Genomic DNA, 11,869 nt, shown 5'->3' with positions numbered 1-11,869 from the left:
ACTAGATTTTTCCAATTGGAGGATTATCATGGTACGTCTTTACACAAATGATTTACAAGTCAGCTACGGCGAACGGTTAATTGTGAAAGATCTTAGTATCCATATACCAGATCAAAAAATTACAACGATTATCGGCTCAAATGGTTGTGGTAAATCTACCCTGTTAAAAGCAATGACACGGATTATCCCGCACGAGAAGGGGTCCATTATTCTTGACGGTGGGAGTATTACAAAAGAAGACACGAAGGCTCTTGCCAAAAAAATGGCGATTTTACCTCAAACTCCTGAAAGTGCGAGTGGCTTAACGGTCGGTGAATTGGTGTCGTACGGGCGTTTTCCCTATCAAAAAGGATTTGGCCGGTTAACTAAAAAGGATATAGAAGTAATCAATTGGGCACTTGAAGTAACCGGAACAATCGATTTCAAGTATCATCCTGTAGATGCTTTATCAGGCGGACAACGTCAGCGTGTATGGATTGCTATGTCACTTGCTCAGGAAACAGAAATGATTTTTCTAGACGAACCAACCACATACTTAGATATGGCTCATCAACTCGAGGTTCTTGAGCTTTTACAAAGGCTTAACCGGGAACAGAAACGCACGATCGTGATGGTTCTTCACGACTTAAATCAGGCAGCCCGCTTTGCAGATTATCTCATCGCATTAAAGGATGGACAGATTGTGAAAGCAGGTAATTGTGAAGAAGTCATTACCCGAGACGTGCTACAAGAAGTGTTTCAAGTTGATGCAACAATCGGAAGAGATCCTAGGACTCAAAAGCCGATGTGTATAACTTACAACCTATTAAAAGGAGTTAATCAACATGAAAAAATTACTCATACCATTCCTACTGTTACTAGTACTCATGCTTAGTGCTTGCACAGATGCAGCAAACGAGACAGCTGAGACAGAAACGCAAACAGAAAGTGAAACTACAACGGATCAATCAACAGGAGAAACACAATCTGGAACCATTACATATGAATCTGAAAATGGTCCGGTAGAAGTTCCAGCAAATCCTGAGCGTGTCATCGTACTATCAACTTTTGCAGGAAATGTACTTGCTCTTGATGTACCAGTTGTTGGTGTAGATTCTTGGTCAAAAAATAATCCTCGATACGAGCTAGATGGTGTTGAAGAAGTAACGGATGAAAACTTGGAAAAAATTCTTGAGCTAGAGCCAGATTTAATTATCGGATTATCTAGCATGAAAAATGTAGAAAAGCTACAGGAAATTGCCCCTGTTGTTACATTTACTTACGGAAAGCTTGATTATTTAACACAACACTTAGAAATTGGAAAACTAGTAAATAAAGAAGCAGAAGCAAAAGCTTGGATCGATGATTTCAAAGCTCGTGCAGCTGAAGCTGGAACTGAAATCAAAGCAAAAATTGGAGAACATGCAACGGTTTCAGTTATTGAGAACTTTAATAAAGAACTATATGTATTTGGAGATAATTGGGCTCGCGGAACAGAAATTCTATACCAAGAAATGAAGCTGAATATGCCTGAAAAAGTAAAAGAAATGGCCTTAGAGCCTGGTTACTATTCTTTATCTCTTGAAGTATTACCTGAGTTTGCTGGTGATTACCTAATTGTGAGCAAAGCAGAAGATACAGAAACTTCATTTATGGAGTCTGAAACGTTTAAAAACATTCCTGCTGTAAAGAATAATCAAGTATATGTAGCAAATGCAAAGGAATTCTATTTCAATGATCCGATTACACTTGAGTATCAACTAGAATTCTTTATTGAATCATTTCTTGGAAACTAATATCATGTGAGGAATTCTTCTCGTAAGAATTCCTCTTCTTCAATTCTGGTAGAGAGCTGAGGTACTATGAAAACATACATACTTTCCATTCCCTTTACAATTAAACTACTACTTAGTTTCCTATTGTTTGTCCTTGTTTTCTTTATTGCGATGATATTTGGTGCTGCTGACACGACGACAAAAGAGGTATTTCTTGCTCTATTCTCAAGTGTAAAAACAGATACACTGATTATGCTCCGCGAAATTCGCTTACCTAGAGAAGTCGCTGCTGCCTTTGTAGGGGCGGGACTGTCAGTTGCAGGTGCGATTATGCAAGGAATTACTCGAAACCCACTAGCCGATCCTAGCCTATTAGGCCTAACCGCGGGTGCAAATGCCGCTCTTGCTTTAACGATTGCGCTTATTCCAACAGCAAATTATTTTGTCATTATGGTTGCTTGTTTTATCGGTGCAGCATTAGGAACGATTTTAGTTGTGAGTATAGGAAGTGCAAGAAAAGGCGGGTTTTCACCATTTCGAATTGTCTTAGCAGGTGCAGCTGTTTCGGCCTTTTTGTATGCCATTGCGGAAGGAATCGGATTGTACTTCAAGATTTCAAAGGATATTTCAATGTGGAGTGCTGGTGGAATCATCGGAACAACGTGGGGACAGCTTCAAGTCATTGTTCCTTTCATCATAATTGGGATTGTCATTTCATTATTTTTCTCAAGACAGCTTACAATCCTCAGTTTAAATGAAGAAGTGGCCATTGGACTTGGACAAAAAACGACCACTATCAAATTTCTATTATTTTTCGTTGTTGTTATTCTAGCAGGCTCAGCGGTTGCGTTAGTCGGAAACCTAGCCTTTATAGGGCTTATGGTCCCTCATATTGTCCGGTTAGTTGTCGGAACCGATTATCGTTATATTTTGCCGATGTCAGCTATGTTTGGAGCAACTTTTTTAATCCTCGCTGACACACTTGGACGGAATCTAAATGCTCCATTTGAAACACCGGTATCCGCCATTGTCGCATTATTGGGCCTTCCTTTCTTCTTATTAATCGTCCGAAAAGGAGGCAGAGCATTCTCATGATTCATCCAAGTTTAATCAGAAAACAGCGGATCTTCTTACTTTTATTAATTGTATTCATTCTAATCACGATAGTTATTGGTATGGGTCTTGGTTACTCTTCCCTTTCCTATAATAGACTCCTTCTTACCTTGCTTGGTCAAGGAACCAACAAAGAAGAGTTTGTGTTATTTTCGATTCGCCTCCCACGAATAGTGATTACCCTTCTTGCCGGAATGGCACTCGCAGTTTCGGGGGCAATTTTACAAGGGATTACGAGAAATGATTTAGCTGATCCTGGAATTATTGGCATTAATGCGGGTGCAGGAGTGGGAGTCGCTCTCTTCTTTTTGTACTTTCCAATTAGTGCTAGTTCGTTTATTTATGTACTACCAGCGGTCGGTTTTTTCGGTGCATTACTAACAGCTTGTTTGATTTATTTATTCTCCTACAGTAAACGAGTTGGTCTTCGACCTATTCGACTTGTTTTAACGGGTGTTGGATTTCAGATGGCATTATCCGGTTTAATGGTAGTGCTGATTTCTTCATCTGATCGTGAAAAAGTAGATTTTATTGCAAGGTGGTTAGCAGGTAGTATTTGGGGAACTGATTGGCCGTTTATATGGGCGATTTTACCGTGGCTCATCGTACTAATTCCTTTTAGTTTATACAAAGCAAATCGATTAAATGTATTAGGCTTAGGGGAATCGGTTGCAATTGGTGTCGGCGTTTCGATTGAGCGAGAACGACTGGTCTTGCTCCTTTCGGCAGTAGCATTAGCCGCGGCTGCCGTATCAGTAACAGGCGGCATCGCGTTTATTGGATTGATGGCCCCTCACATTGCCAAAGCACTAGTTGGCCCTAGAAACCAGCTGTTCCTACCAATATGTCTCCTACTTGGAGGCTGGTTACTTCTACTAGCGGACACCATTGGACGGAATCTCGCTGACCCAGACGGAATCGCTGCTGGGATCATGACTGCGCTCATAGGAGCACCATACTTTATCTATTTATTATTGCGGCAAAAGTAAAGAGCCAAAGTTTGTAGTTTCAATTAAAGAAGTCAATCTTTTATCAAGGAAATAGCATACGTAACCGGAACCTTGGTTCGTATGCTATTTTCCCTTTCTATCGACTTTTTCTTGACGATTAGAGGGGGAAATGTCTTTGAGTTCCCTTCTCTTAGACATTTTCATGACGATTGTAGAGCAAAATGTCTTTGATTGCCTTTTTCAATTCAAGCTCAAGAACATTTCCAATGGTAAGTATAATTATAGAAGCTTTTGCAGTCTCACTTCACTCACATATCTTTTCCATCCTAATTTTTCATTAACCGTATTCATCGGAATATTCGTATTGCGATGGGACGTGAAGATTCCCTCATAGCCATTTGCTTGAGCATATTGAATCCCTTCTATTTTTAAGGCAGTGGCAACACCTTTTCCTCGAAACTCACCTAAGACAGCGGTATTTCCTTGAAGGAGCTTTTTCGATGTATCACTAAATGTACAAAGGTGGCTATATCCAATGAACTGATTACCATCTTTCGCAATGAAAAATGCTTCCTCTATATTATTTTCATAGTGTAACCAATTATCATTCGGTGGCATAGGTGGAAGTAAGGCCTCTCTCGGAAAATCGAACCAAGTCCTCTCGTTTAATTCCTTTAATTTTTCATTATAATGACCATCAACTCGTTTTTCTTTTGCTAAAGTAGTGATCGATATATTCGGTTGAGCATGTTCATGGATGTTCAATGATTTATCTTGAAGGTCTAAGTACACTTTCTCCATTCTATGATCTTCTAAAAATCCTTGTTTTATAAAATACTCAAGTTCATATGTTTGGCTCTCTAACAACCTTGTTTGTATCGCTTTTGAATCGATTTCAGACAAGCCTTGTGTGGTTGATTGATACAGCATGTTTAACAGTTCTACTATTTTATAATCAGGGTGTAATTGTATTTCGAGTCGGTGTATGAGGGGTGAAGTAACTTGTTCCCATAATAAGCTGTAACCTATTACCATGTTTGAACCACGGTTCACGAGAGCGAGCTGCACTTTCATCCGATCTTTATCAATCTTATCGATTAAGGATGATGCTCCTTTGTTTTGGCGATAAGCCTCTTGACGAATCGGGTAAACCATTTCCCCATCATCTTTTGATAGTTTACGTACAATAAAGGTCATGCAATCCCTCCAAATCAATATCCACTATTCTATCAACTAAGAAACCTTCAGTAAATAATTGATTTACATTTATTAGTAGACTTACTAGAGAATATGATTAGGGATTCGGAAATAAATAAGAACATAGGCTTAGCCTATGTCCCTTTTTCTTACATAACAGCTTTAAACTCTCAAGCTTTTTCATTACCTATACGGTTGTGAAATCAACCAATCAAAGTTTAGAATCATCAGTTCTTCTTACTTTTTTCACAGTAATGACTGCTAATAAACTAGTTAACACCTGTTATAATCGCCGTATCACCTCTTAGTGAATCCATTTAGCGAGTTCATAATATACGGGTATACCAATAATTAAATTAAAAGGAAACGTGACTCCTAAGGCTAAGCCTAAATAGATGGACGGATTCGCTTCTGGAACAGAGGTTTTTAAAGCTGCTGGTGCAGCAATATAGGAAGCACTTCCAGCTAATACCCCCATTAACGTAACACCGCCTAAGGATAATCCGACCAATTCACCTATCATGACACCTAAACTCCCAAATAGAAGTGGCATCAATAACCCAAACAGTAATAATTTGATACCGTGCTTTTTAACCTCTGGTAATCGTTGCCCCGCAATTAATCCCATATTTAATAGAAATAAGATTAAAATACTATTATATAAGTCCATAAATAGCGGTTTCACCATTGGGACAGCACGTTCTCCTAGAATTAGACCGATTATTAAGCTACCAACAAGTAATAGTATACTTTTCCCGAAAATACTTTCTCGAAGTACCTCCTTATCTAGTAAAGAGCTATACCTAGAGATAATACCCATACTTTGTGAAGGAAATACCGATACATCTTGTTTGCTCTCGATTATTTTCAACAAAAGTAAGGAAACTAAAATAGCTGGGCTCTCCATTAACACAACTAATGCATTCATAAATCCTTCATAAGATGTACCATTTTTATCAAGAAAGGTGATAGCGGCTCCATATGTAACAATGCTGATAGAGCCGTATGTTGCGGCAAGTCCAATCGAATTTTTTAAATCCATTTTAAGGAGCTTCAGAACAAAAATGGTGATAAGCGGAATGATGATTCCTAATAATAACGCTCCTAGAACGGGAGCAATCACAGAGTGAATCTCATAATGTGAAAGTTCTATTCCTCCCTTTATTCCGATCGCCATAAGTAGATAAATACTTAATGCTTCACTTAACCCATTAGGGAACTTCAAATCAGATTTAAAAATGGCTGCAATAATACCGAGTAGAAAAAATAAAACAACTGGAGATAATATATTTTGCATTATGATTTCATTCATACTTTTCCCTCCTAAAAAAAACCGACAATCTCAAAAACGAGTGCTTTTTAGCTACTCATTCCTGGATTGTCGGTTTATCTTCAACTGGTTTTAAAAAAAGCCCTTTAAAGATCTCCCGTTATTCAGTTAAAATTTTTCTCAAGATCATTAAAAAGTTTAAACACCATTACTCGTTCACCGGTACGAGTACTAATATCCGTATGAAAACTATCGACTTGTTCTCCCGTATGCTCGAAAATAATTTGTTTTAAATCGTCAATACCTGATTCGACCAAATCGGAGCGAATTTTCTTTATAGATAACATGCCATCCTTTGATTCACAAACAGCATATTCAGCCGGTGTTAATATCCCTTTTAAATTGATGATGACCATATCACGCAAGATATCTGTTTTAACCGATACAGAGCCTCTACCAAGAAAATCCTTTTCCCATTGTGTGATGGCTTTACTTATTTCTGATTCTAATAGTCCTTTAGATTTCAAGTTTTGCTCCCCCCAAATAAAAAATGGTCTATTCCTTAGCAATACTTCAACTCGCCCAAGAAATACACCGATTTACGTTATTTATACTTTTTCCAAAGGCAGTAGCTTTTTCATCTTGCCAATTCGTTAATTAACAACACGCTAAAGCGCTGTCAACGAAAAAAGTTAAAGAACATCTCTCGATTATTATATTACTATTAATATAGCTTCATTCGTTTAAAATGTCAATATTGTGACAGGCTGTGATCCTTTTTATCATTCTGTAAATTTCTGATTCTATGGAACAACCTGTCGTTCGTTATCCGATAATTTCCTTAAAGGTCATAGGTGTAATAAAACCCTCATGACACGTATTTATTGTGTCATTCTTTTTTATCGCAATCCTTCTTCTTGTAAAACAGTAAGTAATAGCTCCGGACGATCTGTCATGATTCCGTCTACACCCATTCTTACAAGCTCTCGCATTTCTTCCTTATCATTGATTGTCCAATAATAGACAGGCATGTTGCGCTTCTCTGCATCTTTTAACATTGCGTTTGTTGCTAAGTCAATTTCGATACCTTTTATGTTATAACCAACAGGAAGATGGAGCATCTCAAATGAAACAAAATTATTAAATACAGGAAGTCCTAGTCGATGAAAAATATAATATGGATACATTTCTCCTTGGCTAGCTGAAGTAATAATTTGACCATCTGACAACTTGCGTAATTCTAATAGAGTATCCTTATCAAAGCTTGCTACCACAATATTATGTTGCATATCGTACTTCTTGACTAAGTTCCAAAAGACCTCCGCGCTTTTTTTGCCATCCTCCGCAGAGTCTTTTAGTTCAACAACCATTTTTTTATCTCCATATTTAGTAAATATCTCTTCTAAATCAGGGATATAAGCCCCAATATCAATAAATGGGTTGAGAGCAATGTCTCGAATGGGTTGACCATTCTCATCCTCAAGTCCATAACCTGCATCTAATGCTCGTATCTCCTCATAGGTTTTATCTCTAACTCTACCCGTACCATTTGTATTACGGTCGACTGTCAGATCATGAATCGTGACAAGTCTATGATCCTTCGTTAAGGCAACATCAAATTCAAGTATATCCACACCAATTTCTACAGCATGCTCAAAAGCAAGATTGGTAGAGGATGGCCGCTCCTGGTTGCCAGCTTGGTGTGCAATGATGAGTGGTGCATTCTTTTCTTTTGGAAACCATGAGGCATCTAGGCTTGTATCTGTTCGCGGTAAAAGTAAATTCGTTATATATAAGAGGAAGATAATCGCTATTACTTGAATGATTCTATTATTCTTAACGAAATTTTTCATATTTTCTCTCCTTCTATCAAAATAGTTGCAGTAAGTGCTTCTGAAGGTATGTAAATTGTATTGCTTACCGTTATTATACAAAGGTCTCACTTTTAGTTTATCAATTCCTCGCATTTCATGTTATATAAACTTGTTGTTTTACAAACATTTTACAATTATCCATCATGTCAAATGCGCCATGTAATACACTAGTGGTCTATCAATTAAAAGCTGGAAAATCGTTGATTACATAAAAAAGAGAGGTCTCCCTCTCTTTCACTAAGCATACATCTTCTTCTCTTCTTCCTTCTTAAAGAAGCTCTTCATCGCATGGAATACATCGGCTTTTTGCTTGAGGATAAAGTAGCGGAATTTTTCGTCACTGATGTTTTTGTAGGCGGACATTAAGGTTGAGTGACGGTTGTATTGATTCACATAGCAACCATATACACTTCATATTTCGCCTTTTATTTCATTGTATTTCTCATTTTTAAATTTATTGAACAAACTCAATAAAAATCGTTTTACCTTATATTCTGATTTAGTTGTATGATTAGAATCTACGACTAATTTTGTAATTTTAAATTCAAATTCTGTATTTGGATATGGTATTCTCTTTCTTGAAAAAAAACCGTATTCTAGGGTACATTCTCCCTTTGAGTCTCTTGATGAAAAACTATAATTTGCAACAACACTTGACACTAAAAGACATGAGTGAAATTTTGAATTTTTTAATATTTCAGTATCATGTAGCTGTTCACCTTTTAGAATCATATTTTTAACCTTTTTATCCATCCAATCAATTTCTTGAGGAAGGCTGACTTTTTCATCAAAACTAACCTCAAAACTTGTCACTTCATCAAATTCAAAAATTTTTAACCTATCGATTCCTTGTAGACTCAATAAAAATTTTATTCTTTCTTCATTATTAAATTCTCCAAAAGTTATTTTTTGTTCTTTATCTTTTTTAATATAATTTTTTCTTTCTAGGTTTAATACAGTTTCTTTATACAACAGTTCATTCAAACTCTTTGTTTCAGGAGCAGTTGATTCTAACAATACTTGTAGTTTATTTTGGTCTTTATCAAGTTGTAAATTAATTCGCCCTTCATATCTACTTGTTGAGTTAAAAAAATCTTTGGTTGGATCCGTTCTTTCAATAATATATTCAAGCTCTAAGTTATTTTTATCTTGGTTAATAGGTGTAAAGGGAGTACTTTTTATTATTTTATAATTAGTTGCATTATTACCAACAATATCTCTTATTGAAATTAGGTCTTCCTTCACTACATCAAATAAGGATTTATCAGAATCATAAATAAGTTCTCTAGAAACAAACTTTGGTGTGTTTTCTTTTGTAGTCTGTTTCAATTTTAATATCTCAAACTCGTTTGGAGTTAGAAGAGTTGAAGATAGTATTGGGATTGTAATACTCTTTTCTGAACTTCCTGTATATATTCCACGCTTAAATAACAATTCTTTTAAATCAGTCCTTGTTAAAAGTGATGAAGCAATTAATGGCCTAATCATGTCTCCATACGGGAGTATATCATCAATACTTAGCCGTTCAATGCTCTGGTTTTCATCATTGCTCATATTATTCATCCCCTAATGTATTAACATTTAATAAAAATGATTTTACTGAAACACTACCTACAAAATTCTGATCAGTAAAATTACTTTTAACTTTTTCTACAATGGAAACATGATGAACTCCACCATAGTCCGGAAAATGTATAATTACATTACCACTAAAATTCCTTGTGAAATTGTGTGCTAATCCCATCATTCTTCTTAAATTTTCATCGTTAAAGTTTTCATTAATAAACAATAAAAGTGTTTTTGAATCTGTTTGTAATTTTATAGGAATAATATTCGAATTAATAAATTGAACTGGTAATATACTTCCACTATATTTCTTTGTTCTAGGATCGTGATTATAACCAGTATCAGGATAGTAGAAATCGTGTACTGTATTACCATAAGTCAATTTAATAAAATTTAAAACTAAAAAGATGAAATTTGCCCTTTTATTATCTACAAGATAAATTGATTCGAAATTTAAATCTTCCATTCTAAAATTTTCTATTTTTTCAATTACACCTGAATCAATAGAATCATCATTTGCTAACCAAAATATTACCCCTGTCTTTTTTATATCTGGATTATGTAATTGTGGACTGGCAATTCTTTGAGTATACTCCTCACTATAATCAATACACTGCATAGTTTGCACAATTTCTTTTGAAAACTTTTTGAAATTTTCTGTAATCTCCTTCTCATTGTCAGGATAATTATCTTGATATTTAGCTGAAATAATCACATTTTCTATAGTATTATCCCTTAAAGGACAATTATAAGAAAACAAATGATCAACACCATGTGATTGTCTATGGCCTTTTGCATTTGTTCTTTTATGTTCTTCATTGTCATAGCATTTGATATCAAAATTATTTATTACAGAATTATACCCAATTAAGGGTAATATTTTTTGTACTATCTTTTCACCATATTCTCCAAGTTTTTTTGGGAATTCTCCCCCGGCCATATATATCTCTCCTAATTAAAATTCTCTTTTATAATAAATCTTATAAAAGAACATTTGTTTTTCCTCATCGAAGCCTTTTTCTAATTCACCATCTTTGTTATTTGTTTTTATTGTAAGTTCAAAATTATTATCTAATTTTATTATGTTTTTGAACTTCTTTATTTCTTTCTTAACAACATTTGGTTCTATATTGAATTTGCTCATTGGTATTTCTTCTGAGCTTTTTATTATTTTATTAAATTCATTAATGTATTTTTCACTTTTGATTATCCTCGAGGAATAATCATCGATATCAAAGTGGTCATTAGAAGAAAAATAGTTTAAAGTTTGATTCTTCTTTTCGATAATTTCTTGTTTTTCATAATCTCCGCTTTCATAAGCTTTATCATAAAAATTATTACAAATCTTTATATACTTCTCAGTATAATAAGTATTATTCTTTTCTGAAGTTACATTTAAGAAGTCAACTTTCCAGTATTTTGCCTCTTCTGAATTTGACTTGGTATTATCAATAACTAAAACCTTATAACCTTGTTTTTCATCAACATTAAAAACAATACAGCCCTTTTCAAGTCTCTTCATATCAATTCCTTGATCAACATAAATACTTAAATTATTTTCCTCACTATTTACCTTTAGAAAGTGGTCTCTATTTTCCGATTTAAAAATTCCAATACAATCAGTACTTTTACCATTAATAATACAGTTTGATATATATGAGATATAAAGTTCACCACTTTTTATTCTTGGATGATACGATTTACTATATAAAAAACGGGCAATGTTAGATGATTCTTCAAATAATTCGTTTTCCATTCGAAAAACTCTTGATAAATAAGTATAGATTTCATTAAGATTCAAGTCACTTTCATGGTGAAATCGGTAGACTTTTTCAAAATTAAATGACGACAAAAAGTACTTTAATAATATTTCCTTCATGTTTTCGTCCTGTATGTCTTGTGGTTTTTCTGAGAAAATTATTCCCTCTTCTCGTAGCTTATTCCCTATTTTATGGACAATTAATTGCTCTAAGTTTGCATTAAAAAAATCAAACATAATTTTTAACCCTCTTTATAATTTAGTTATATTTTATCAAACATTTGTGACTGCTAAACTAAAGTAGACAGTTTCTGCTAGATAAGATGAAACACTTATTACCCAAATATACCAGATAAAAATAATAACCTTTCATTGTATGATTGTCA

Annotated in this window: 11 protein-coding genes and 1 pseudogene; 4 read left to right on the top strand and 8 right to left on the bottom strand. The window is 34.8% G+C overall.

Going from position 1 to position 11,869, the window contains the following annotated elements; translation table 11 throughout:
* Nucleotides 1-28: 28 nt before the first annotated feature.
* From ACFSCX_RS20565 to ACFSCX_RS20550, 4 genes are all read left to right on the top strand, one after another.
* Nucleotides 29-874: an ABC transporter ATP-binding protein gene (locus ACFSCX_RS20565; RefSeq protein WP_377930137.1), complete on the top strand. Its 846-nt coding sequence runs from the start codon at nt 29-31 to the stop codon at nt 872-874.
* Nucleotides 825-1,775: an iron-hydroxamate ABC transporter substrate-binding protein gene (locus ACFSCX_RS20560; RefSeq protein ID WP_377930136.1), complete on the top strand. Its 951-nt coding sequence runs from the start codon at nt 825-827 to the stop codon at nt 1,773-1,775. Before ACFSCX_RS20565 ends, ACFSCX_RS20560 begins: the two co-directional genes overlap by 50 nt.
* A gap of 66 nt (nt 1,776-1,841) precedes the next feature.
* The gene (locus tag ACFSCX_RS20555) at nt 1,842-2,849 is read left to right on the top strand and encodes a FecCD family ABC transporter permease (protein ID WP_377930135.1); all 1,008 of its coding nucleotides are present in this window, start codon (nt 1,842-1,844) and stop codon (nt 2,847-2,849) included.
* A complete protein-coding gene (locus tag ACFSCX_RS20550) occupies nt 2,846-3,856 on the top strand; it encodes a FecCD family ABC transporter permease (protein WP_377930134.1) in 1,011 nt (336 codons plus the stop codon). The genes ACFSCX_RS20555 and ACFSCX_RS20550 overlap by 4 nt, the downstream gene beginning before the upstream one ends.
* A gap of 240 nt (nt 3,857-4,096) precedes the next feature.
* On the opposite strand, the gene ACFSCX_RS20545 is transcribed toward ACFSCX_RS20550, so the two are convergent.
* The 8 genes and pseudogenes from ACFSCX_RS20545 to ACFSCX_RS20510 all read right to left on the bottom strand — a co-directional run bounded on the left by ACFSCX_RS20545 (nt 4,097) and on the right by ACFSCX_RS20510 (nt 11,720).
* A complete protein-coding gene (locus ACFSCX_RS20545) occupies nt 4,097-5,014 on the bottom strand; it encodes a GNAT family N-acetyltransferase (protein ID WP_377930133.1) in 918 nt (305 codons plus the stop codon).
* A gap of 304 nt (nt 5,015-5,318) precedes the next feature.
* Entirely contained in the window at nt 5,319-6,326 is a 1,008-nt protein-coding gene (locus tag ACFSCX_RS20540; protein WP_377930132.1) for a sodium-dependent bicarbonate transport family permease, read from the bottom strand.
* 122 nt (nt 6,327-6,448) lie between these two features.
* A complete protein-coding gene (locus tag ACFSCX_RS20535) occupies nt 6,449-6,811 on the bottom strand; it encodes a Na-translocating system protein MpsC family protein (protein WP_377930131.1) in 363 nt (120 codons plus the stop codon).
* A 372-nt stretch (nt 6,812-7,183) separates the two neighbouring features.
* Nucleotides 7,184-8,137 carry a glycerophosphodiester phosphodiesterase gene (locus tag ACFSCX_RS20530; RefSeq protein WP_377930130.1) on the bottom strand — a complete coding sequence of 318 codons (954 nt, stop codon included), beginning with the start codon at nt 8,135-8,137 and terminating at the stop codon, nt 7,184-7,186.
* A gap of 258 nt (nt 8,138-8,395) precedes the next feature.
* A pseudogene (locus tag ACFSCX_RS20525) lies at nt 8,396-8,557 on the bottom strand (sporulation protein YhbH); the annotation flags it as partial.
* A gap of 12 nt (nt 8,558-8,569) precedes the next feature.
* Nucleotides 8,570-9,712, bottom strand: coding sequence for a GapS4b family protein (gapS4b, locus tag ACFSCX_RS20520; protein WP_377930129.1), 1,143 nt, complete (start codon nt 9,710-9,712; stop codon nt 8,570-8,572).
* A 1-nt stretch (nt 9,713) separates the two neighbouring features.
* Nucleotides 9,714-10,664 (bottom strand): GapS4a family protein, encoded by a 951-nt coding sequence (gapS4a, locus tag ACFSCX_RS20515; RefSeq protein ID WP_377930127.1) that lies wholly within the window; start codon nt 10,662-10,664, stop codon nt 9,714-9,716.
* A 15-nt stretch (nt 10,665-10,679) separates the two neighbouring features.
* The gene (locus tag ACFSCX_RS20510; protein WP_377930126.1) at nt 10,680-11,720 is read right to left on the bottom strand and encodes a nucleoid-associated protein; all 1,041 of its coding nucleotides are present in this window, start codon (nt 11,718-11,720) and stop codon (nt 10,680-10,682) included.
* Between the last annotated feature and the right edge of the window lie 149 nt (nt 11,721-11,869).

The organism is Bacillus salitolerans, assembly GCF_042680805.1.
Classification (GTDB): domain Bacteria; phylum Bacillota; class Bacilli; order Bacillales; family SA4; genus Bacillus_CJ; species Bacillus_CJ salitolerans.
This window is presented reverse-complemented; position numbering and strand designations above follow the sequence as displayed.